Genomic DNA, 24,021 nt, shown 5'->3' with positions numbered 1-24,021 from the left:
ACTGCAGGGAGCGCACATGAACGAACCACAACTCGAAACGCTCGACATCAATGGCATCCGCATGCAGGTAGCCTCCCAGGGCTCAGGTCCGCTGGTCCTGCTTTGCCACGGTTTCCCGGAGCTGTGGTACTCCTGGCGCAATCAGCTGACCGCGCTGGCGGCCGCCGGCTACAGGGCGGTCGCGCCCGACATGCGTGGCTATGGCGGCACGGATGCGCCGGTCGAACCCGACGCCTACACCACACTCCACCTGGTGGGCGACATGGTGGAGTTGGTCAACGCACTCGGTGAACAGCAAGCCGTGATCGTCGGTCATGACTGGGGCGCACTGGTGGCCTGGAGCGCAGCATTGATGCGACCCGATCTGTTCCGTGCCGTGGTCGGCATGAGCGTCCCCTACTCGCCACCGGGGCGCGTGGAGCCCCTGAGCGCGCTGGCCTCGCGGGGTATCAGCGACTTCTACATCCAGTATTTCCAGACGCCGGGTGTGGCCGAGGCCGAGCTGGAAAGGGACGTCGAGTCGTCGATCCGACGCATCTATTTCAATGGCTCGGGTGACGGGCCCGATTGGCCGGTGTTCGGCCAACTGCAGGCGGGCAAAGGCTTCCTGGGGAGAATGATCGAACCGGAAACCTTGCCAGCCTGGCTGAGCCTCGAGGACATCGCCTACTACACCGGCGAATTCACCCGCAGCGGATTTCGCGGCGGCTTGAACTGGTACCGCAACATGACACGCTCATGGGCACTGCTGGCGCCCTGGCGCGGCTGCAGTATCCGGCAGCCGTCGATGTTCATTGCCGGAAGCCGCGACGGCGTACTGAAGTTTCCGGGCTCCCCGCGGCAGATCGAAGCCTTCGCGCAGACACTGCCAGGACTGCGCGGGTGCCATATCCTTGAAGGTGCTGGCCACTGGATACAACGAGAACGCGCGACAGAGGTCAATGAACTGTTACTGGGATTCCTCGAAAAACTCTGATGTTTGATCGCAATGAACGCGTTCCCTGTAGGAGCGGGTGCCCGCTTGCGGCATGCTCGCGATGTACGTCAACGATAACGCGGGAAGCCTGATGCCCCGCGGTGTTCCCGCGTCCATCGCGAGCATGCTCGCTCCTACAGGGGGCGGAGACCAACCTGTGGGAGAGCCGGCATGGCAACCCTGAGAACCAAGCCCGCCAAAAAACCAAACCTGACGGCGGAACTTGTCGCTCGCGTCGAGCGTTTTGAGCCCGATCCCGGCCCCGAGCCGGGCACGACCGAACACACCGAAGCAGAGTTCGATGCAATGGTGGAAGCACTGTTGTTCGAATACAAACCGCAGGAGCTTTGGATTTTTGCTTATGGCTCACTGATCTGGAATCCGGAGTTCGATGTTTTGGAGAGCCGTAGCGCCACCGCCTTCGGCTGGCATCGATCGTTCTGCCTCAAACTGACTCGCTGGCGCGGCACGCGCGAACTGCCGGCCCTGATGTTGGCCCTCGACCGGGGCGGAAGCTGCAACGGGTTGGCATACCGGCTTCCCGCGCAAGACCATTTCAAGCAATTGGGACTGTTGATGGTGCGGGAAATAGACGCCAACCCACCGACCAATGTCCCACGCTGGATTTCGGTTAAAACCGAATCAGGGACAGTGCGTGCCCTGGCCTTTGTCGCAGCACGCGACGGAATGGCCTATGCCGGAAAGTTGCCCATGGAACAGGTTGCCCATGTACTGGCCCGCGCAGCCGGGCACTGGGGTTCGGCGGCCCAGTACCTGTTCCGGACAGTCACAATGCTGGAGGAGCATGGCATTCGGGACCGCAACATGTGGCGAATACAAAGCCTTGTCGCACAGGAAATCGAAGATGCCGTGCTTGCTGGGAAATAGCCAGGTCGGGTGAGTGAATCCCGCCGATCATTGACCCTCGTGTAAACCGTCACTCATGAAAGGCCTTCACCCGAGGCCGAGCACCTTGATCGCATTCTCTTTCAAAATCAGTGAATGGACTTCCTCCTTGAAACCAGCCTCGGTGAAATCCTTCATCCAGCGATCAGGTGTAATCAACGGATAGTCGGAACCAAACAACATCTTATGTTTGAGCAAGGTATTGGCATACTGCACCAGCTGAGGCGGGAAGTACTTGGGCGACCATCCCGACAGATCGATGTAGACATTGGGTTTGTGCAAGCACACCGAAAGCGCCTCGTCCTGCCAGGGCCACGAAGGATGCGCCAGGATAATTTTCATATCAGGAAAATCCGCCGCGACATCGTCCAGGTGCATGGGGTTGGAGTACTTCAAACGCAACCCTCCTCCCCCGGGCATTCCGCTGCCAACACCAGAATGGCCGCTGTGGAAAATGGCCGGCAAGCCGTACTCCGCGATAACCTCGTACAGTTGATAGGCCATGCGGTCGTTCGGAAAAAAGCCTTGGCATGTCGGGTGGAACTTGAAGCCCTTGATGCCGAAATCCTCGATCAACCGGCGCATTTCCCGCACCCCCATTTTTCCCTTGTGGGGATCCACGCTGGCAAACGCCATCATCATGTCCGCATTGTCCTGGGCGGCACGGGCAACCTCTTCGTTGGGCACCCTCCTGCGTCCGATCTCGAACTCCCAGTCCACGGTAAACATCACCAGGCCAATCTTGCGCTCACGGTAATAGGCAATGGTTTCGCCGATGGAAGGCGGTGAGCCGGATTTAAAGTATTTGCGCTTGGCGTCTTCAAATTCGATGCGATAGTCATCATCCGGTTCATGACAGGAGAACTCGGCATGGGTGTGGACATCGATAGCGACCAGATCGGCAATGTTCATCTCAGTTCCTTCAACAATCAGGCAAAAAGCGAAGCAGCAGCGTTATTGACACGCGCAGGCGGTCGCTGGCTTCAAGCAGTAGGTAAGCGGGATGTGCGGTGTGCGAAAAACCGACTCAGCGAAGACTCGCCAGTTGCCGATCCGGATCGCTGCCGGCATACAGCGCCTCGATTTTTTCGGCACGATGGGACATCACCGCTCGCTGATTGATCGAGCCTTTGTCCGTCAGCTCGCCGCGATCCAACGAAGCCGGCTCATCGAGCAATGCAGCCCAGTCCACGCGCGTTGCGACACCCGTCGCCGCACCATTGAGTCCATCGATGAGTTGCAGCAGCCATTGTTTGACTGTGGCACTGCTCACGGCTTCACGCAGGGAAGCGCCGGACTCGACTCCCGCCAGTTGGCGAATCTCGACGGGGCGCGGAAAAATCAACAGGCCAATGTGCTTGCGATCAGGCCCGGTGACCACCACGTCATGGATGTAGGGAGCGCCCTGCGCAATCACTCGCGCTCGCAAAGGACCCACGCTGACAAATCCTCCCGAAGACAGCTTGAAGTCCTCGGCGATGCGGCCATCGAACATCAACCCCAGATGCGGGGAGTCCGGGTCGGCGAATCTGACGGCGTCACCTGTGCGGTAAAAGCCTTCCTCGTCGAACGCTTGTGCCGTCTGCTCCGGTGATCGCCAGTATCCGGGCATGACATGGGGTCCGCGGAAACGCACTTCGAGCTTCCCGTCCATGGGAACCATCTTCACTTCACATCCGGGTGCAGGCAAACCGATGTAGCCCGCAACGGAAAGTGGGCCGGTGGTGAAGGTACAGCTGGGCGCCGTTTCGGTCATGCCCAGGCTGGCCATGATCTGGATGCGCTCTCCACAATGCTCCGTCGCCACTTTTTCCAGGCGGTTCCAGACTGACTGGGACAACCCGGCCCCGGCGAAAAAGAACAGCTTCATGCGCGCAAAAAAGCGCTCCCTCAGTTGTGAGTCCGTTTCCAGCGCCGACGCAAGCTCCTCCCAGCCCTTGGGCACGGTCAGGTAAGCGGTGGGCGAGATTTCACCCAGATTGCGCAGAGTCTCTGCAAAATGCTGGGCTGTTGGCTTGCCATCATCGATGTAATAGCTGCCACCGTTGTACAGCACGATACCGACGTTATGGCTGCCCCCGAAGGTGTGATTCCACGGCAACCAGTCAACCAGCAGCGGAGGCTCGAGGGTGAACTCCGGGAAGGTCTGGCTGAGCATCTGCTGGTTTGCACAGAGCATCTGCTGCGTGGTGATGACCGCCTTGGGCAGTCTGGTCGAGCCGGAAGTGAACAGGAACTTGGCAATCGTCGAAGGCTGCACCGCCTCGAAAGCGGCGTCGGCATCGGCGCACTGCGTCTGCCCCAGCAGCTCATCGAAAAACATGTGCGCGCGCTCGGACAACCCGCCCGTCGTCAACAGCACCGGCGTATCCGCCGCAACGACAGCCTCGATGGCGCGAGCGTAGGTATCGCCCTCGGCGGCGAAGACCAATCCCGGTTCAAGGGTCGAGATGATGTGCCTGAGCTTCTCGAAATCCCGGGAAACCGTCGAGTACGCGGGAGAAACCGGGCAGTACGCAATGCCGCAGTACATCGCCGCACAGGCCAGTTGCAGGTGCTCCAGGTCATTGCCCGAGAGGATCACCAAAGGACGTTCCTGGCTGAGCTCGAACCCCATCAGGTGCTGCGCGATGGAACGCACTCGCTCGAGCATTTGCGAGTAGGTGATGTATTGCCATTGCCCGGTGGCGTCACGCCGGGCGACGAAGGTCTGGTCAGGTTTGACCTGTGCCCAGTGAATCAGTCGCTCCATCAACCGGCGAGGATAAGGCCCCAGTGGCTCGGTGGAGCGCAGGTAGGTCACGTCCCCTTTTCGCTCGATGGCGACACCGGGCCGCCCTATCGCGACGGCGCGAAAGGGTGCAACCTGGGCAAGTGGCGCATGGTCGGCAAGCAAAGACGGCGCTTGCGCCGGGTATTCGATATTCACGTGTTGAACCTCTGCAAAGGTTGCAACGCAACGTCGGGCCAAACGGACTTGGCCAAGGACATCAGCTGCATGGGGTAGCGCCGGACTACGGGCGCGCCCTGTTGTTTTTATTCGTAGCTGTCGTTGTGAGGGCTTGCTGCCTGAAGCCCTCGATCAGATCGGATAATGCCGCGGCCCCTGATGCAAAGTAACCCAACGCAACTGGGTGAATTGCTCAATGGCGGTCTTGCCACCAAAACTCCCATAGCCGCTGGCCTTGACCCCACCAAAGGGCATCTGTGCTTCATCGTGTACCGTCGGCCCGTTGATGTGACAAATGCCCGATTCCATTCGCTGTGCCAGCGACAGGGCGCGACTGGTATCGCGGCTGAAAATGGCGGCGGCCAAACCGAACTCTGAATCATTGGCCAGGCGCAGCAGTTGCTCGTCACCCGTGCCGCGGATCACTACCGCCACCGGACCAAAAGACTCTTCCCGGTACAGGCGCATACGGTCGTCGACGTTATCGAGCAGGGTCGGTTGCATGATGCTGCCTTCCACCTGGCCACCGCAGATCAGCCGCGCCCCTTTACCCAGCGCATCGTCGACCAACTGCTTGATGCGTTGCCCGGCGGACGCATCGATCAGCGAACCCAGCACCGACTGTTCATCGCCCGGATCACCGGCGCGCAACGTGGCAACCTTGCGCGCCAGTTTATCGATGAAGTCATCGGCAACCGCTTCGTCGACAATCAAGCGCTCCGTGGACATGCAGATCTGGCCCTGGTTGAAGTAGGCACCAAAGGCTGCCGCTTCGACCGCCGCATCGAGGTCGGCATCGGCCAACACCATCATCGGAGCCTTGCCCCCCAACTCCAGCAAAGCGGGCTTGAGATGACGCGCGCACAGCTCGCCAACAATTCTGCCCACATGGGTGGAACCTGTGAAGTTGACGCGGCGCACTGCCGGGTTGGCGATCAGTCGCTCGACGATCGCCGCGGCATCCTGCGGCGCATTGCTGATCACGTTGACGACACCCTCGCCCAGGCCGGCATCATGCATGACCTGCCCGATCAAGCGGTGGACGGCCGGGCTGAGCTCGGACGACTTGAGGACCACGGTGTTCCCGCAGGCCAGCGGCATGGCGATCGCTCGGGTACCGAGAATCACCGGGGCGTTCCAGGGGGCGATCCCCAGCACGACGCCGCATGGCTGGCGCAGCGCCATGGAAAAGCTTCCCGGCAGGTCGGAAGGAATGACCTCGCCGTTGATCTGGGTGGTCAAGGATGCCGCTTCACGCAAAATGTTGGCCGCCAGCTTGACGTTGAACCCGTACCAATTGCCCATCGCGCCGGTTTCACCTGCCATCTCAATGAACAAGGCGCTTCGAGCCTGCATCAGGTCCGCAGCCCGCAACAGGCGGGTGCGGCGCTCATTGGGCGCCAACGCGGACCATGCCGGGAAAGCGGCCTTGGCCGCGGCCACAGCGGCATCGGCATCCTCGAGCGTGGCGGCTGCGACAGTCGAGACGACTTCGCCGCAGACCGGATGACGACGCTCGAAGGTCCGTCCATCGCCACCAGGACAAGGTTGACCTGCAATCAACAAGGGCACGTCGAACATGAATCATTCCTCGATTGTTCTTGAATACTGGAATGGTTGATTTCAGATCAGTGCGTGGGCAAACGCAGCCGCAAAGGATCATGCCGCCTGGCGAAAGGGATCAAGCACCGACCTGAAACGGGCTTAACGCTTGTAGGCCTGCAGCCCCGGCTTGATGCTCTTGTCGTCCAGAAACTGCTTGAGGCCCTGTTCGCGCCCGTGTTCCGGGTCACGCAGTTGCGCCTGGTCGAGCTTGGCGTACAGGTAGTCCTCATTCTGCTCCCACGTCAGCTCACGGCAGCGCTTGAAGCCGATCTTGGCTGCGCGCAGCACCACGGGGTTCTTGTCCAGGAGATCCTGGGCCAGCAGGATCACTTCTTCACGCAGTTGCGCCAGGGGCACGCTACGGTTGACCAGGCCCATCTCGGCGGCTTTCGCTCCTCCGAAGGTCTTGCCGGTCATGATGTAGTAAAGCGACTCGCGGTGGCCGACCGTGTCCGCCATCGCCTTGCTGACCAGGTTGCCCGGTGGGATACCCCAGTTGATTTCCGACAAGCCAAAGGTCGCTTCGTCGGCACAAATCGCCAGGTCACACGCCACCAGCGGGCTGAAGCCACCGCCGAAACACCAGCCATTGACCATGGCGATCGTCGGCTTGCTGTACATGCGCAGCAGTTTCCACTGCCACTCGGAAGCATCACGACGAATGCGCTCCTGAAGAATCTCGGGGCCACCATCGACCTCACGGAAATACTCCTTCAAATCCATCCCGGCGGTCCAGGCAGTGCCGGCCCCTGTCAACACCAGCACCTTGGCATCGGCATCCTGCTCAACGGTCTCCAGCACATCACGCATTTCCCGGTTCAAGGTCGGGCTCATGGCATTGCGCTTTTCCGGGCGATTCAAGGTCACCCAGGCGATGCCGTCCTGCACGTCGACATTGACGGTTTTCCAGCGATTCTCGTACTTGCTCATGTCCCACCCCGTTTCCTGGCTTGTCTGCCGTTTTTGTTGGAACGAAATTAGCTTCGCAATTTAGTTATGTCAATTAATCATTATTTAAATTAATCAAATTCCCTGCTGGCTGGCCCTGATCCCTTGAATGGTGCGATAATCGAAACATTCCCTTAATCCCAGTAACTGATGAGATCGCGGTGGATATGCCTCCCCAGAATGACAATCCCGAGGTTTCGCTGGACACATTGATCGGCTACGCGCTGCGTAAAGCGCAGCTGAAGGTATTCCAACACCTGGTCAATGAGCTTGAAAAATTCGACCTCAGACCCGCGCAGTTTTCCGCATTGGCCATCATCGATCAGAACCCGGGCCTGGTGCAGGCCGACCTTGCCCGCGCGCTCGACATCGAGCCACCGCAACTGGTGCCATTACTTAACAAGCTGGAAGCGCGAGCGTTAGCGGTGCGCGTTCGCTGCAAACCCGACAAGCGCGCCTATGGCCTGTTCCTGAGCAAGGCTGGCGAGCAGCTTCTCAAGGAATTGAAAGTCATCGCGCAGCAGAGCGATGAAGCCTCCACCGCGACCCTCGACGACGCCGAGCGCGCGCAGTTACTGGGCTTGCTGCAGAAAATCAATCGCAACCACGACTGCCTCTAGCCCTCCCCTTTACACGACCGCCCTCCCCTGACCGCCCCAAACCCAGTCGTTTGGGGGCGTGTCCGTGTCCGCTCGAAATCAGATCGTTTTGGCGTTGACGAGATTGTTCTCGAGATCTACCATCGAAAACACGTTAATAGACATAACTAGTTTCGTACAACAACAATACAAAACGAGAACATCCATGCCCAAGCCTTCCGAAAGTGTCGTGCCAATCAAGCTCACCACAGCCATTGCCCACACCAGCAGACTCGCTCGAATCACGCCAGCACGCGCTATTCGGTTGCCTGCTTGCAGGGAGGTCGCATGAACCGTTCGCCAAAGGGTTTGACCGTCATCACCGTTCTGCTGTGTTTTGTCGTGGCGCTGCTGGAGGGCATCGATATCCAGTCCGCCGGCATCGCCGGTCCGGGTATAGCCGCAGCGTTTGGCCTGGATAGAGCGCAGATGGGCTGGGTGTTCAGTGCGAGCATCCTGGGGTTGCTGCCCGGGGCTTTTCTGGGCGGCCTGATGGCTGACAGGATCGGCCGCAAATACGTGCTGATTGGTTCAGTGATTCTGTTCGGGTGCTTCTCACTGATCACCACGGCGACCTGGGATCTTCCTGGCTTACTGGTCGCGCGCTTCATGACCGGCCTGGGCCTCGGAGCCGCATTACCCAACCTGATAGCCCTTTCTTCCGAGTCCGCCGATGATTCGGCAAGGGCGACTGCGGTCAGCCTCATGTACTGCGGCGTGCCTCTGGGTGGCGCACTGGCTTCGCTGGCGAGTCTGTTCGGGGGCATAGAGAACTGGAAACTGGTGTTCCATGTGGGTGGCTGGACACCCCTGCTGGTTGCGCCGCTGTTGCACGTTCTGCTTCCTGAATCGGCGGCTTACAAAGGCCAAGCGCAAACCGGCACTACGCCTCGCCCCAGCGTTTGGCAGGGCCTCTTCCGGGAAGGACAGGCGCTCTCCACACTGCTGCTGTGGGTCAGTTGCTTCTTCACCCTGACCGTGGTGTACATGCTGCTCAACTGGTTGCCCTCCTTGCTGATCGGCCAGGGCTTCACTCGACCGCAGGCGGGCATGGTCCAGCTGCTGCTGAACCTCGGCATGGCGGCAGGTTCGGTTCTCGCAGGGCTGCTGCTGGACCGGTGGCGCGCCAGCCTGCTCGTCAGCCTGATCTACATCGGCATCCTGGTATCGCTTCTGGCGCTCGGCCGTTCGAGCGACCTGACCGGCATGCTGCTGGCGGGCTTTGCCGCAGGCTTCTTCGTCCTCGCCGCGCAGTTGATTCTGTATGCGCTGGCACCCCAGCTCTACCCGGCACAGGTTCGTGCCACGGGTGTCGGTTCGGCCGTGGCCGTCGGACGGCTGGGTTCAATCAGCGGCCCCTTGATCGCAGGCCAGATGTTGGCCACCGGCGCCGGTGCATCCGGGCTGATGCTGGCTGCGTCCCCAGGCATCGTGATCGCCGCCGTTGGCCTGATCGTTCTCCTGCGTCAGCGCAACGCAGGCCTGAGCCATTCGCCAGCTCCGTAGAAACCGAGCCTGGCTCCGAGACACCTTGCACGCTCAAACGACTGACAAAAAAAGAGGTTCACCCATGAAAGGCTTCACCCCCACTTTGCTGGCCCTGGCGCTGGCTTTTTCCTCAACGCAGTCCATGGCCGCGGCCGACCTCATCCTGTTCAATGGCAAAGTATTCACCGCAGAACCCGGCCAGGCCCTGGCCCAGGCGGTAGCAGTGGAAGACGGCAAGATCCTCAAGGTCGGCAGCAATGCCGAAATTCAGGGGCTCGCCGATGCCGCCACGCAACGCATCGACCTCGGTGGCAAGGTGTTGATGCCAGGCATGATCGATACCCATAGCCACCCGGTGATGGGCGCCTTCGACAGCATGGGCTCGAACCTCCACGACGAAATCAAGCCGCTGGCCGAGCTCGAACAATGGGTGATGGCCGAGGACCAGGCCGGGCGTGCGCGCAAGGCTGACGTAATCAATATTTCCGGGGTCAATTCAGCTTATTGGGAGCAAAGCCGCGAACTGGGCAAAATCTTCAACCACGGCCGCTGGGCCGGGCAGCCTGTGGTCCTCAGCGGCGTCGATGGCCATACCGGCTGGGCCAACGACGCCATGCTCAAGCGAGCGAAAATCGACGCGGCGCTGGTCAAGAGCCTGTCGGAAAAAGACCGCAGCTATATCGCCCACGACGCCGATTTCACCCCTACAGGCTACATGGCCGAGGGCGGCTGGGACCGCGTGCGCAACCAACTCCCCGGCCCTACCGAAGCGACGATGCTCGAGGCTGCCCGCAAGGCCGTACAGATCAACATCCAGTATGGCGTAACGGCCTGGATGGACGCCGCCGCCAATGCCGGCCATAGCGATTCGACGTTCGAGATGCACCCCACCGAAAACGACCTCGGGGTACTGCCGCTCTACAGCCAGTTGGCGCAGAACGGCGAACTCAGCGCCCACGTCGCCGCCCTGCTGATCGCCAACCCGAAAAGCGAACCGGCCGACCTGGAAGTGCTCGGCAAGGTCATGCACAAATACCAGGGCATTCCAAACCTGACCTTCCCCGGCATCAAGATCTTTGCCGACGGGGTCATGGAGTTTCCGGGGCAGACAGCTGCGGTCATCGAACCGTACAAGAACAGCCAAAAGCGTGGTCAGTTGCTGATCGACCCGGCCAGCTTCGGCCCGTTGGTCGTGGCAGCCGAGCAGCATGACTGGATCGTGCACGTACATGCCGTAGGCGACCGTGCCGTGCACGAGGCGTTGAACGGCTTCGACTACGCACGCAAGCTCAACCCAACCCCGCCCGTGGCGCACAGCATCACCCACCTGCAACTGGTCGAACCCGCGGACTACCCGCGCTTCAAGCAGCTCGGCGTGATTGCTTCGATGCAACTGCTGTGGGCCACCGCCGAAAGCTATACCGAGACGTTGGTCAAACCCTACATCAGTGCGTCGGCCTACCAGCGCCAGTACCCGGCCCATTCGCTGTTGGCGGCCGGGGCGACCATCTCCGGTGCCAGCGACTGGCCAGTCTCGAGCCCCAACCCGTGGCTCGCCATCGCCCAGGCCGTCACCCGCAAAGGCCCGTTCGGCGTGCTCAACGGCGCCGAAAGAATGGATCGCGACAGCATGTTCCGGGCCTACACCCTCAATGCCGCCAAGACGCTGCGCCTGGAACGGCAGATCGGCTCCCTGGCGCCCGGCAAACAGGCTGACCTGATCGTCCTTGACCGTGATGTGTTCAAGGTCAGCGACCAGGAGCTGTCTGACACCCAGGTCCTGCAGACCTTCTTTGCCGGCAAGCAGGTGTACGCCCCCGCCTCCTGATACACCCACGCCAATAAACGCCTGACTCCCTGCCTCACGGCGGGGGGAATGGCGAAGCCATGTCCAGACAAACGTGCCCCAATAACAATAAGGAAAACCCCATGCACGCAACACAAGCACTCATCCTCGCCGGCCTTGCGTTGGCCTCTCAGGCCTCCCAGGCCGTGCCCCTCAGTGAAGATTTCAATCTCCAGGTCAAGCTGACCGCCGTCAGCGATTATCGCAGCCGCGGCATCAGCCAGACCCTCGGCGACCCGGCCGCGCAGCTTGAACTGACCCTGCTCCACAACAGTGGCCTGTATGCCGGCGTCTGGACCTCGAACGTCGATTTCGGTTCTGCCATCGACGCCGAAGGTAACCGGCAAACGCTCAAGACCCGCCAGGAACTCGACTCATACGCCGGCTATTACTGGCAGATCAGCGATGTTTTCAACCTCGACCTGGGCTACATGAAATACAGTTACCCGAAGAACAGCGAGTTCAACATGAGCGAGGTCTACGCCGTGCTCGGCGCGTATGACGCACAGTTGGGCGTCAGTTACTCCAACGATGTCGAGAACTTCTTCGGCAAGCATCAGGACACCCTCTATACCTGGCTGGGCTACAAGACCGTACTTCCGGCCGAAGTCGGCCTCGAACTGCGCTACGGGCGCAATGACATGAAGGACCCGGCATTTTTCGCCCACGACGGCAGCAGCCGCGACGCTTACCGTGAGTGGCAAGTACGCCTGACCCGCGACTTCATCGGATTGACCTGGGGCTTGAGTTACATCGACACCGATTTGTCACAGAGCGAATGCGCCAGCTGGTACGGCTATGGAGACTCGTGCAGCGCAACCGTAGTCGCCAGCGTCAGCAAGACGTTCTGAGGCTGATCTGAAGAGGGTATTGAGCAAATTACCCTGTTCGACCCAGCACCTGAGGGGGGGCGCAGCCAGAGATGGGTAGGACCTGCCTGCCCCCACCCCATACCGCCTATAAAAAGCGACAGGCACCGAACGGCCAGAAGCGGCAATGAGCACCTGTCACTCTCCCCCCCTCACAAACTGGTTACGTCCCGACGCCTTGGCGTTATACAGAGCCTGATCAGCCACCTTGATCAACCCTTGCAGATGGTTCAATCGAGAACCCATGGCTGCAGCAATGCCGATGCTCACAGTCAGCCGCCCGAACGGGCTGGAGTCGTGCGCAATATTCTCCTGCATCAAACGGTCGAGGATAAGCTGCGCCACCACCGCAGCACCGTCGCTGTCGGTGTCAGGCATGATGATGCCAATCTCCTCTCCGCCATAACGTGCCACCAGATCCGACGGTCGCCTTACGCATGCCTCGAAAATCCCGCCAATCGTCTGCAGGCATGCGTCTCCAGCCACATGTCCGAGGGTGTCGTTAAAACGCTTGAAGTAGTCGATATCAATCATCAGCAATGCCAACGTCGTTCCCTCACGCTGTGCTCGCCGAGCTTCCATGGCAAGGCTCTCATCAAAGCAGCGCCGGTTTGCCAAACCGGTAAGGGCATCCTTCATCGCAAGCAGCTCAAGTTGCCGATTCGATGAGAGCAACTGCTGCTGAGCCCCACGCAACTGATCCTCTGCTCTGGTACGCCGGCGGATATCCAGGATCAGAAACCAACCGATGAGACCGGTGAGGCCCAGCAGACCCGTCACCACCACCGCGGACAGCAATGCCTCCGTTCGCCACGCGGCGAGGGCTTCGTGCTTGCCGAGTGCCACAGTAGTGACCAGCGGCAGCAGCTCGCTCTTCCGGAAGGCGTAAAGCCGTTCCACGCCGTCCAGGCTGGAGGTGAACGAAGCGGTGCCGACTGATCGATCGACCAGATACTTTTCGTAGATGGGTGACTTGGAAAAGTTACGCCCCATATCCTGCTCGCGGAAAGGATAGCGAACCAGCAACGTACCGTCGGTATAGGACAAGCCAATAGCGCCCTCCTGCCCTACATCGATCTTTCCAAACAACCGCAGGAAATTTTCGATCCCCAGGGTGACCGCCACGACGCCGGCAAACTCGCCGCGAGGACCATTGAAACGACGGCTGACGGTGATCACCCATTCGTGATTGGAACGGCTCTGGATTGGCGGACCGACAAAGATCTCACGGGATGGATCGTCGCGGTGATGAACGAAATAGGCGCGATCAGCGCTGTTCGCCCCGGCGGGAATCGGCCTGTTGGAGGACATCAACCAGCGTCCCTGATTATCGTAGATCGCGATACCACTGAGTTGGGGCATCAGCGGCACCTGGCGGTTGACCAATGCGCTGAGCCGCTGAATCTGCGCAGGGCCGCTACCTTCGGTTTCCAGGCGTTCGACAAGCCCGAGCAAAAGCAGCGAGCTTTGACGGACAATGCCCTCCGAATAAGTAGCGAGCGCCTGGGTAAGGTTCAAGCCATGGACATCCACTTCCTCCAGTGCTCGATCACGAGAGGCCAACACCTTCCAGACGGTCAGTGACGCCAGGGAACAACCGATGACCAACAACAAAAGCACAACAAGATGGGTATCACGCTTCACGTTACTACCTTAGAAAAAGTCCGCTTTTCCGCTCCAGCGACCAAGGGGCCAAGCCCATCTCTGCAGCCATTCGTCCTTGAACAAGGGTACAAGTAGAGATGAACCGTTGCAGCAACTGATTTTATGAGGCTGTTCGCTCGAAGAGCTGCTCGTTCGGCGGCCAGGCAATACGCCTGACACCTGTCCCCGACGGATTGTGGATTCAATCGGTCGCGACGGGCAGGAAGCGACCAGAAGCGATCAGTCGCTCAAAAAGACTTAAATACCACTGATTGCCAAAGTAATCAGAACCCGAAAATAGCTCACTTGGTCGAAGGGACGGAAGGGAGAAGTCAGAGGGCCTGGCCCTTCGCTATGCAATATGAATTGACGAACGTTGCAGTGTGCTGCAATGACTGACGTATATCCGGCTTGGCTATTCCATGCCTGTTGGCAAATTGCTCGACCGCTGCTGTATCAAAACGAGTGGTCTGGATAAAGTCCAAGGCTTCGGGTTTTGTATTCAAAAACCACGCGACGGGAGGAATACTCAGTAGCAACTTCAGTAGTCGGAGTGAAATGTAATGTTTGGGAGACTTCAAGCCCAAAGGTTGTGCCACCTGTACCAGGAGTTCTCGCAAGTTTGGAGTCTGGTCATCAAGCGCCAGCAGTTCCTGGCCCACCATGGCAGGATCAAAAGCGCAAACCGCCACCAGCTCGACCAGGTAATCCACGGTAACCAGTGGCAGCCAGTGCTTGGCGGTACCGGGCACTGCTGTCAGCTTTCCCTGCACGAGGTTGCGTATCAGTTCCACCAGCGGCTGACCGTCAAGGATATGCCCCGTGCGGCTGTGACCACAAACTGTCGCAGGATGGACAACGGTAATATCCCCACCCTTGGCAGACATGACCTCAAGGGTCGCAAAATGCGCCTCCAGCTTGCTTCCCTCGTAACCACCGACCTGTCGGTAGACGGCAGGCCAATTCGTCAACTCCGGACGACGTGGATCAATTCCGATGCGTTGCAGATGCTCATGATTTTTCAGCATGTAGCCACCGATCATCACTAACCGGCTCTTTTGCTCAGCCGCCAACAACGCCACGCGCTTTGCCCCTTCCACATTCACTGCACGAGAATGCTCCACTGAAAGCCCCCATGCGAAGTGGGCGCCCAGGTGGAATATGACTCTGGCGCGCTTCAGCACTTCTCGGTCGGCAAGACTCAGCCCGAGGTTGTCCCGTTCCAGATCGCCAGCTACGGCAAATACCCGGGCTGCGCACCCGCCCAAATTGTCGACCTGCTCCCGCAGTGCAGCGAGTCGCTCCGGTCGACGCATCAACACCCGAATGGTGTGACCTTTTGCACTCAGATTCGCCAGCAAATGTTGACCGATAAAGCCGGTCCCCCCCGTGACAAAGCACTCCACGCTCATTTCCCTGTTCCTTGTTCAAGGTGAGAAATCAAGCGTAAACTATCGAGCCAACTCTATAGTCAAGCGGTGTTTTCATGAAAATCGGAGAACTCGAGGCCCGCAGCGGCGCCAGCCGCCATACGCTGCGTTACTACGAGCAAATCGGCCTGATCTCACCGCTGCGGCAAACTAACAACTATCGCGTTTACTCAGCGCAAACTCTGCAGGATCTGGACTTTATCCAGCGTGCGCAAAGCATGGGGTTTTCCCTCGGGGAAATAGGCGAGATTCTGGATGCGCAGCGCAACAAGCTGATTGATTGTGCTGACGGCGCCAGGCTAATTGAAAAAAAAATGGCAGAGATCAAACAGAAAATCACCAACCTTCAAGGCATTTATCGGTATCTGGATGAAGAGCGTGCAAATCTCGAAGCCAGTGCCGCCAAGCAACTTGAGCTTCAGCAGTTGAGCAACTCTTCCAACTGAACTGTCAGCATCCGGGAACCGGAAGCTGCAGCCTGCTCCCGGTTTCACGCCCATCGCTTACGCATTTTCCAAAACCTTGTGGCCAGGCCCTGGGCATTAAGCGTCCGCCAAAAAGACCTTGCGTGGTTAAACGGGCGCCCATCTTTTCGGCAGCTACCTGATAAATTCACTCAGCTTCTGCATCGGCAGCCCCGTGAGCACGCCCCCTTAAATACGCATACGGATAATGGCAATTTAGCCGTGCCGACTGGTTCAAACGCATCATCACGGCCGCACGTTTGCCGCTGCGTAAAGAGCACGCGAATAGCCAGTTTGAACGCCCGAAAGTCCACGGCCGGATTCGATTTCCCCATCAGTGAATTGCTCCGGATTTGCCAGACACATGATGTCTGCTTTGGGTCGCTTTTTGCCTCTCGCGACGGGCAGGAAGCTGCCGATTCTGTTGCAAAAGTCGGTCTATCCAAACTGCCTGATCATTGACTGGTGAAAACGCCTTTTTTGCACGCGGCTACGTGAAATCCGAGTCCGAAAGCCTCTACCAAAAATAAGGACTTCAATCTCGGGCGCGTATTTTTCTGATGGGCAAACCATGGTCGACTTTTTCAACAGAATCGGCCAGGAGCGGAAACTCAGAGTGTCCGGTCCTGAAATGGGTTTACACCTGTGTCACCCAACAACCGGCGCATGCTCGGCCATCAATTCCATTACCCAGTCGATAAATACCCGCATCTTGGCGCTGACATGGCGATTCGGCGGGAATGCCAGATACATCGGCATTGGCGCCATGTGCCAGTCTTCAAACAGTGGCAGCAGTTCGCCGCTAACCAGGTGCGGTCTGGCCATGTACTGCGGTAGCCAGAGCATGCCCAGACCAGCCAAGCCGGCGGCGAGGTACGCATTGCCGTCGTCGACCGTCAGTTGCGGGCGGCCCTGGGCCTCTATACGCTCCTCACCCCGCTGCATCGCGTAGGGCAAGGTTTTGCCTGTGCGAAACCAGAGGAAACCGACGGTGTTGTGCCGGCCCTCCTCCAGCTCACGGGGATGCACCGGCGTACCGAAGCGCTGCAAATAACCGGGCGCGGCATAGATGCCGAGTTTCAAATCGCCCACATGCCTTGCCACCAAGGACTGATCGGTGATCTCGCCGCCACGCACCACGCAGTCGACGTTTTCACCAATGATGTCGACGATGCGATCGCTCACGCCCAAGGTCAGCTGAATTTCTGGATAACGTGCAAAGAACCCCGGCAAAGCTGGTATCAGCAGCATGCGCGCCAGTGGGCTGGGTACATCCACCCGCAGCCGCCCGCGCGGTGTCATCGACGCGCTGGACAAGCTGGTCTCGGCGTCGTCCATGTCGACCAGTAGCCGGACGACGCGTTCGTAGTAGGCCGCGCCGTCGGCGGTGACATTGACCTTGCGTGTGGTGCGGTTGAGCAGGCGCACGCGCAGCCTGGCTTCCAGCTGCTGAACGAGCTGCGTCACGGTGGTCTTGCTCATGTGCAGGGTGGCTGCCGCCTTGGTGAAGCTGCCAGTTTCCACCACTCGGGCAAACGCCTGCATTGCATCGAAACGGTCCATTTCACGCCTCACTCGGGTCTGGATTGTTTGGATTCTACAAACAGTCATGACCAGAGCTGCGCGTTTATTCAGGTCGGTGGCCTTTTTTATAGTGGCTTCACCATAAACACCGGGCCGCGATGGCCCCGAAGGAGGTATGCAATGACCAGCAAACGTGATGTCGTTTTCCCGCCTGACCGCCATGCATTGTACGAGCTCCACCGCTACTCGCCGGCGATTCGCTCCAACGGTTTTCTGTTCGTATCCGGTCAGGTCGGCAGTCGCAAGGATGGCTCGGCGGAGCCGGACCTCGCGGCACAGGTTCGCATGGCCTTCGCCAACCTCAACGCGATCCTGGCCGAGGCCGGCAGTAGTTTCGAGGATGTGGTCGACACGACTATCTTCATGGTCGACCCCGACTTGAAATTCGAAACCATCTGGGAGGTGGCGGCCGAGTACTGGGGCGAAGCTCCCTACCCCACGGCGACCGCTATCGGCGTGACCTGGCTGTCCGGCTTCGACTTCGAAATCAAGGTGATCGCCAGACTACCGCAATAGAGTCGGTCAAACCTCAGCCGTGCACCAGGTAGGCCCCTGACGGAACCCGATGTCGCAGCTTCTTGCATTTGCCGGGTGCAGGCTGATGCCCCGGCGGGCGGTCAGGAAACCAGATTCGGCATTTACCCGGAGGCGGCATATGGCCACGGGGAATCTCAACCTCGGTGTACGCCGGCTCAGGCTCGACATTGACCATTTGTAATTGTCCTTCGGGCTCGGCTCTGCCAGCCGCCGGCGCATCCTAAAGCCGATCTGTCTCTGCACCAGCGAAGTTGCCAGCGTCGCGCCCGGTGTCCGGATTGGATTGCTCAAAAACCGCCATTTCCGCTTTGCGGCGCCTCTGGGTCTCCTCTTCCAGCCCCTTCTGTACCGCGACCAGGTCCTCTTTGGCATTGGGTTTCGCTCCCGAAGCCTGGGCCTGCTGCGCCGCCTGGATCAGTTGGAAGTTGCGGTTGCGCAATGCGACGTTGCCACCAACCCGCAAGTTCGAGCGCGCCGCCAGGGTTTCAGCCTGCTGGTACTGCCCCTGCTGAAGACGCAACACACCGAGGTAATGCAGCGTCGCGGGATTGTTCGGCTGGATATGCAGGGCACGCTCCAACGTGGCAGCGGCCTGGTCCAGTTGGCCATTTTCATACTGCCGCGAGGCGGTTTCGATCAGGGTGGTTGATGCATTGTTGCTTTGCGCGGACACCCTTCGCTCGGCAGCAACCGAACAAAGCGACGCGACGGCGCAGTACGCCAGGATGAGTCCGGACAGAAAACTCTTGGTTGGCATCAGGGGGCGAACTCGGCTGACCTCGGACGGCACTGAAGTAAAACAGGCCATAGCGCTGCTCGGCATCTGCGATACAGGGCCCCAATTGACCTGGGCAGTGCCCTGAAGTTCCCGCTGCACAGGCCACCGCGGCCAGGACTTTACCGCCAACAGAGCCCATCGCGAATGTGTTCGCGATGGGCTCCGCAACCGCGCAGCAACGCGCGGTCAGCAGCAAAAGCATCATGTCGCCAGGATAAAGTCCGTCTGATCGATACCTGCACTGTCAACACCGACAAGGCGAATCGTGTCCACTCCGATCCCGATCACTGTGTCCGCCCCGTCAGACGCAATGCTCACGTTGGCAGCGAATGTCTCGCTGCTGATCCCCAGCCCCGCGATATTGAGCAAGTCCTGCCCTCCGGCCGGATTGATATCGAAGTCCTGGATCGAGTCGTTGCCGAAGTCTGCCGCAGCAAACACGAAGGTATCGTTGCCAAGACCGCCGATGAGCATGTCGTTGCCCTGCCCGCCGACGAACAGATCGTCACCCGCACCGCCAACCAGAGTGTCGTTGGCCAGGCCACCCAGCATCGTGTGATTGGCCGCCGCAGCATCGTAGGCCAACTCACTGCCGCCGCCCTCGGCGTTCGCCTGCAACCCCGCCGCCACGTATTGGCCATTCATCGCGACCTGCGTCAAATGTGCACCGTCGCTCAGGGTCAGCATGCCGCCGGTGCCTGTGTCATTCGCCGCATAGGTGATCTGCGTATTGGCGCCGAACGCAATATCGCCAAAGTCCAGCCTGTCACCTGCGGTAAAACCGCTGACGCTGCCACTGAACGCCGTGGACTCATCAAGCTTGAGCGTGCCGGCCGCGCCGCTGTCGAACGTCACATGCTGATCGGAGGCAGCACCGAATTCCAGGATCGCCGAACCGCTGATCGTCGCCCTTCCTGCGCCACTGGCATCGGCGTGGACAGTGATGTTGCCATCGTTCGCCCACAGGCTGCCGCTGTTGAGGAGCGCACTTTCAATCACCAGTCCGCCGCTGCCGCTGGCTTGCAGCACACCCGTGTTGGTAACGGCGCTGCTACCGGTATCGATCACCAGCGCATTGACGCCGCTGGCCAGGATCTGGCTCGAGTTGACCAGCATCATCTGCCCCGTACCCAATTGGCCGGCACCCGAGATGGTGTTGTCGGCATTGGTGAGCACCGTGTCGGCGCTGCCACCAAAGATCACGTTCTGCGCGCTGTCGGACAGCACCACTTGCCCGCCGCCGGTCAATGTCGCGCCACGGAACAGAATCTCGAGATCGGTCCTGCTGCCGGTGGAGCCGAGCGCTATGGTGCCGCTGTTGTCGATGCGGCCACCGAACGGCATGATCGCGCCGTCGGCAATGGTGATGGTGCCCGTATTGGTTGTGACCGGGTCCACATCGAACATTAAATTGGCCGCGCTCAACGCCGCCGCATCCACGCCGTTGACCGTGATCGTCTGATGGTCGCTGATGCTGAGCACGGCATTGCCGCTCGCGTCGTTGGCGATAGACACATCCGCAAAATCGTTGACGCCTGTGAAGCCGATCAAATCGATCTTGTCCGCCGCCGCGTCGAAACTGTAAATGACGTTGTCGCCGATCGGCTGGGCGAACACGAAGGTGTCGGCAGCGGACGAGCCGGTCAGGTTGTCGTCGGCGGACAAGGCGAAGATCGGTGCGCCTGGGGCATAGATTTCGACGTTGTTGAACACATAGGCGCTGGCGCTGCTGCCGTCGCTGTTGTTCCAGTACATGTTGACATCGAGCACCAACGCACCGGCGAATTCGCTTGGAGTTGTCACAGTCAATGCGCCGGGATCGCTGGTCTGCACGGTCCAGGTGCCATCGCCATTGTCGGTTCCTGCATTGAATACCCACCCCGAAGGAGCACCGCTGATGGTCACCGTCACGGGGCCGCTGATATCGGCCCGTGGAACGTTGAGGGCCAGATTGATGGGTTCGCCGGCAACGCCTGCCGGAAGGTTTGCACTGCTCCCGGCCGCACCAGGATTACCCGCCAGGTCGGTGTAGCTGTTCGCGGCAACGTCGACTTTTATGCTACCGCCCAGCGTTCTGGTCAGCGTTGCCGTGTAGGTATCGCCGTCAACCTGGGTAAAGTTACTGAAGGTTCCCCGTGGCGTTCCGCTCGTTGTCGTCATTGATACATCAGCCAGGCTGAAACCGCTCACCGTCTCACTGAACTGGAATGTGACCGTCGACGTTGAACCCGCCGAACTGCCCAAGGCAGTCCCTGTCACTATCACCGTTGGCGCCACGGTATCAACGGGCGTCTCAACGACGTTCTGCACGTTCACCGTAATCGTCTGCGTGTCGACTCCGCCATTGCCGTCGGACACCTGAACGTCCACAACGTAGGCATTGTCACCGTCGGTACCACCGACATCCTGGGGATTCTCGTAATCGGGCGCCGAGTTGAACGTCAGTACCCCGTTCGAACTGATCGAGAACTTGTTGAAGTCCGTCCCGGCCGTGTTCAGCAGCGAGTAGCTGAGCGTCTGCGCCGGCAGATCGGCATCGGTCGCCACCACCGTCGTAACCGCCGTGGTGTTTTCCGCCACATTGACCGAAGCCGTCGCACCACCACCGTTGGAGGTGATCACCGGGGCATTGTCGTTGACTCCCGTCACAGTTACCGCGATTGCCTGGTCGTCAAACAGCGTGCCGTCCGACGCCCGCACAATCAGGTCATAAACGTTGTTCGCTCCCGAATCAGTCGGTGCTTCAAAGTTGGGTGCAGAAATAAAGCTCAGCACGCCTGTGCCCGAAACGATCGAGAACTTCGCGGCATCCGCTCCGCCGACGATGCTGTAGCTCAGCGTTTGTGCCGGCAGATCAATATCGGTCGCCGCCACTGTCGAGACCGCCGTGGTGTTCTCCGCCACGTTGATCGACGCCGTCGCCCCGCCACCGTTGGAAGTGATCGTCGGTGCGTCGTTGCTGCCGGTGACGGTGATCGTCACCAGCTGGGTGTCGATGCCACCGAGGCCGTCGCTGACCTGCACCGTGAACACTTCGTTGTGACTCTCGCCGGCCTTCAGCGATTGCACGGCACTGGCAACGCCGTCGCTGCCATTGGCCAGGGTGTAGGTCCATTGGCCGCTGTTGTTCACGGCGATCGAACCGTAGGTGCCGGTGGACGCGCCATTGATGCTCCAGGTCGCCGTGGCGTCGTGATCGACATCGGTCGAGCTGAACTGACCGCTGACGCTGAGGGTGGTGTCTTCCTGCACGGCGCCGGCATCATTGCCAGTGGCGAAGCTGAGCACCGGTGCGTCATTGCTGCCAGTGACGGTGATGGTCACCAGCTGGGTATCGACGCCGCCGAGGCCATCGCTGACCTGCACCGTAAACACTTCGTTGTGACTCTCGCCGGCCTTCAGCGACTGCACCGCACTGGCAACGCCGTCGCTGCCGTTGGCCAGGGTGTAGGTCCACTGGCCGCTGGTGTTCACGGCGATCGAACCGTAGGTGCCGATATTTGACCCGGCAATACTCCAAGTGGCAGTGGCATCGTGATCGATGTCGGTCGAGCTGAACTGGCCGCTGACGCTGAGGGTGGTGTCCTCCTGCACGGCACCGGCATCGTTGCCGGTGGCAAAACTGAGCACCGGTGCGTCATTGCTGCCAGTGACGGTGACGGTCACCAGCTGGGTGTCGACGCCGCCGAGGCCGTCGCTGACCTGCACCGTAAACACCTCGTTGTGACTCTCGCCGGCCTTCAGCGACTGCACGGCACTGGCAACGCCGTCGCTGCCGTTGGCCAGGGTGTAGGTCCATTGGCCGCTGTTGTTCACCGCGATCGAACCGTAGGTGCCGGAATTTGAACCGGCAATACTCCAGGTCGCCGTGGCATCGTGATCGATGTCGGTCGAGCTGAACTGGCCGCTGACGCTGAGGGTGGTGTCTTCCTGCACGGCACCGGCATCGTTGTCGGTGGCGAAACTGAGCACCGGCGCGTCGTTGCTGCCGGTGACGGTGACGGTCACCAGCTGGGTATCGACACCGCCGAGGCCGTCGCTGACCTGCACCGTAAACACTTCATCGTGACTCTCACCGGCCTTCAGCGACTGCACCGCACTGGCAACGCCGTCGCTGCCGTTGGCCAGGGTGTAGGTCCACTGGCCGCTGGTGTCCACGGCGATCGAACCGTAGGTTCCCGTTGGCGAGCCATTGATGCTCCAGGTCGCCGTGGCATCGTGATCGATGTCGGTCGAGCTGAACTGGCCGCTGACACTGAGCGTGGTGTCTTCCTGCACCGCGCCAACATCATTGCCGGTGGCAAAACTGAGCACGGGTGCATCGTTGCTGCCGGTGACAGTGACGGTCACCAGCTGGGTATCGACGCCACCGAGGCCATCGCTGACCTGCACCGTGAACACCTCATCGTGACTCTCGCCGGCCTTCAGCGATTGCACGGCACTGGCGACGCCGTCGCTGCCATTGGCCAGGGTGTAGGTCCATTGGCCGCTGGTGTTCACGGCGATCGAACCGTAGGTGCCGGTATTTGCCCCGGCAATACTCCAGGTCGCCGTGGCATCGTGATCGATGTCGGTCGAGCTGAATTGACCGCTGACGCTGAGGGTGGTGTCCTCCTGCACGGCACCGGCATCGTTGCCGGTGGCAAAACTGAGCACCGGTGCGTCATTGCTGCCAGTGACGGTGACGGTCACCAGCTGGGTGTCGACGCCGCCCAGGCCGTCGCTGACCTGCACCGTGAACACCTCGTTGTGACTCTCGCCGGCCTTCAGCGACTGTACCGCACTGGCAACGCCGTCGCTGCCGTTGGCCAGGGTGTAAGTCCATTGACCGCTGTTGTTTACGGCGATCGAACCGTAGGTGCCGATATTTGCCCCGGCAATACTCCAGGTCGCCGTGGCATCGTGATCGATGTCGGTCGAGCTGAACTGGCCGCTGACGCTGAGGGTGGTGTCTTCCTGCACGGCACCGGCATCATTGCCGGTGGCGAAACTGAGCACCGGCGCGTCGTTGCTGCCAGTGACGGTGATGGTCACCAGCTGGGTATCGACGCCGCCGAGGCCATCGCTGACCTGCACCGTAAACACTTCGTTGTGACTTTCGCCGGCCTTCAGCGATTGCACCGCACTGGCGACCCCGTCGCTGCCGTTGGCCAGGGTGTAGGTCCATTGGCCGCTGGTGTCGACGGCGATCGAACCGTAGGTGCCGGTGGACGCGCCATTGATGCTCCAGGTCGCGGTGGCGTCGTGATCGATGTCGGTCGAGCTGAACTGGCCGCTGACGCTGAGGGTGGTGTCCTCCTGCACGGCACCGGCATCGTTGCCGGTGGCAAAACTGAGCACCGGTGCGTCATTGCTGCC

16 protein-coding genes and 2 pseudogenes are annotated in these 24,021 nt (G+C 60.1%); 8 read left to right on the top strand and 10 right to left on the bottom strand.

The genetic code is table 11. The features are described 5' to 3' along the window. Nucleotides 1-16 precede the first annotated feature (16 nt). Nucleotides 17-976, top strand: coding sequence for an alpha/beta fold hydrolase (locus CAG47_RS14905; protein ID WP_085725622.1), 960 nt, complete (start codon nucleotides 17-19; stop codon nucleotides 974-976). Nucleotides 977-1,147: 171 nt separating this feature from the next. Further along, nucleotides 1,148-1,864, top strand: coding sequence for a gamma-glutamylcyclotransferase (locus CAG47_RS14900; protein WP_085725621.1), 717 nt, complete (start codon nucleotides 1,148-1,150; stop codon nucleotides 1,862-1,864). Between the two features lie 66 nt (nucleotides 1,865-1,930). Here CAG47_RS14900 and CAG47_RS14895 read toward each other — a convergent pair whose 3' ends face one another. From CAG47_RS14895 to CAG47_RS14880, 4 genes are all read right to left on the bottom strand, one after another. Further along, nucleotides 1,931-2,794, bottom strand: a complete 864-nt coding sequence (locus CAG47_RS14895; RefSeq protein WP_085725620.1) for an amidohydrolase family protein — start codon at nucleotides 2,792-2,794, stop codon at nucleotides 1,931-1,933. Between the two features lie 115 nt (nucleotides 2,795-2,909). Then, nucleotides 2,910-4,778, bottom strand: coding sequence for a feruloyl-CoA synthase (locus CAG47_RS14890; protein WP_143515866.1), 1,869 nt, complete (start codon nucleotides 4,776-4,778; stop codon nucleotides 2,910-2,912). A 186-nt stretch (nucleotides 4,779-4,964) separates the two neighbouring features. Beyond that, a complete protein-coding gene (locus CAG47_RS14885) occupies nucleotides 4,965-6,413 on the bottom strand; it encodes an aldehyde dehydrogenase (RefSeq protein WP_085725618.1) in 1,449 nt (482 codons plus the stop codon). A 123-nt stretch (nucleotides 6,414-6,536) separates the two neighbouring features. Next, on the bottom strand, nucleotides 6,537-7,367 hold the full coding sequence (locus CAG47_RS14880; protein WP_085725617.1) for a p-hydroxycinnamoyl CoA hydratase/lyase: 831 nt from the start codon (nucleotides 7,365-7,367) through the stop codon (nucleotides 6,537-6,539). Nucleotides 7,368-7,552: 185 nt separating this feature from the next. Between CAG47_RS14880 and CAG47_RS14875 the strand changes: the two genes are divergently transcribed. The 4 genes from CAG47_RS14875 (at nucleotide 7,553) to CAG47_RS14860 (ending at nucleotide 12,208) form a co-directional block, all read left to right on the top strand. Further along, nucleotides 7,553-8,005 (top strand): MarR family winged helix-turn-helix transcriptional regulator, encoded by a 453-nt coding sequence (locus tag CAG47_RS14875; RefSeq protein ID WP_085725616.1) that lies wholly within the window; start codon nucleotides 7,553-7,555, stop codon nucleotides 8,003-8,005. A 306-nt stretch (nucleotides 8,006-8,311) separates the two neighbouring features. Continuing rightward, on the top strand, nucleotides 8,312-9,529 hold the full coding sequence (gene mhpT, locus CAG47_RS14870; protein WP_085725615.1) for a 3-(3-hydroxy-phenyl)propionate transporter MhpT: 1,218 nt from the start codon (nucleotides 8,312-8,314) through the stop codon (nucleotides 9,527-9,529). 64 nt (nucleotides 9,530-9,593) lie between these two features. Continuing rightward, entirely contained in the window at nucleotides 9,594-11,339 is a 1,746-nt protein-coding gene (locus CAG47_RS14865) for an amidohydrolase (protein WP_085725614.1), read from the top strand. 101 nt (nucleotides 11,340-11,440) lie between these two features. Next, on the top strand, nucleotides 11,441-12,208 hold the full coding sequence (locus CAG47_RS14860) for a TorF family putative porin (protein WP_085725613.1): 768 nt from the start codon (nucleotides 11,441-11,443) through the stop codon (nucleotides 12,206-12,208). Nucleotides 12,209-12,364: 156 nt separating this feature from the next. Here the strand turns inward: CAG47_RS14860 and CAG47_RS14855 are convergent, their stop codons facing one another. Beyond that, nucleotides 12,365-13,870 (bottom strand): sensor domain-containing diguanylate cyclase, encoded by a 1,506-nt coding sequence (locus CAG47_RS14855; RefSeq protein WP_085725612.1) that lies wholly within the window; start codon nucleotides 13,868-13,870, stop codon nucleotides 12,365-12,367. A 332-nt stretch (nucleotides 13,871-14,202) separates the two neighbouring features. Continuing rightward, nucleotides 14,203-15,282 carry an SDR family oxidoreductase gene (locus CAG47_RS14850; RefSeq protein ID WP_085725611.1) on the bottom strand — a complete coding sequence of 360 codons (1,080 nt, stop codon included), beginning with the start codon at nucleotides 15,280-15,282 and terminating at the stop codon, nucleotides 14,203-14,205. A 74-nt stretch (nucleotides 15,283-15,356) separates the two neighbouring features. On the opposite strand from CAG47_RS14850, the gene CAG47_RS14845 reads away from it, so the two are divergent. Continuing rightward, nucleotides 15,357-15,746: a MerR family transcriptional regulator gene (locus CAG47_RS14845; protein WP_085725610.1), complete on the top strand. Its 390-nt coding sequence runs from the start codon at nucleotides 15,357-15,359 to the stop codon at nucleotides 15,744-15,746. Between the two features lie 153 nt (nucleotides 15,747-15,899). Here CAG47_RS14845 and CAG47_RS29000 read toward each other — a convergent pair. Together CAG47_RS29000 and CAG47_RS14840 are read right to left on the bottom strand one after the other, a co-directional pair. Continuing rightward, nucleotides 15,900-16,092 (bottom strand): annotated as a pseudogene (locus CAG47_RS29000) (IS66 family transposase); the annotation flags it as partial. A gap of 320 nt (nucleotides 16,093-16,412) precedes the next feature. Then, nucleotides 16,413-17,327, bottom strand: coding sequence for a LysR family transcriptional regulator (locus CAG47_RS14840; protein WP_085725609.1), 915 nt, complete (start codon nucleotides 17,325-17,327; stop codon nucleotides 16,413-16,415). Nucleotides 17,328-17,468: 141 nt separating this feature from the next. Between CAG47_RS14840 and CAG47_RS14835 the strand changes: the two genes are divergently transcribed. Further along, a complete protein-coding gene (locus tag CAG47_RS14835) occupies nucleotides 17,469-17,864 on the top strand; it encodes a RidA family protein (protein ID WP_085725608.1) in 396 nt (131 codons plus the stop codon). A 13-nt stretch (nucleotides 17,865-17,877) separates the two neighbouring features. On the opposite strand, the pseudogene CAG47_RS14830 reads toward CAG47_RS14835, so the two are convergent. Then, a pseudogene (locus CAG47_RS14830) lies at nucleotides 17,878-18,642 on the bottom strand (tetratricopeptide repeat protein). 222 nt (nucleotides 18,643-18,864) lie between these two features. Beyond that, nucleotides 18,865-24,021: VCBS domain-containing protein (locus CAG47_RS14825; protein ID WP_085725607.1), on the bottom strand; the 5,157-nt coding region annotated here is incomplete at its 5' end.

It is taken from the genome of Pseudomonas sp. R37(2017) (genome assembly GCF_002113375.1).
GTDB lineage: Bacteria > Pseudomonadota > Gammaproteobacteria > Pseudomonadales > Pseudomonadaceae > Aquipseudomonas.
This window is presented reverse-complemented; position numbering and strand designations above follow the sequence as displayed.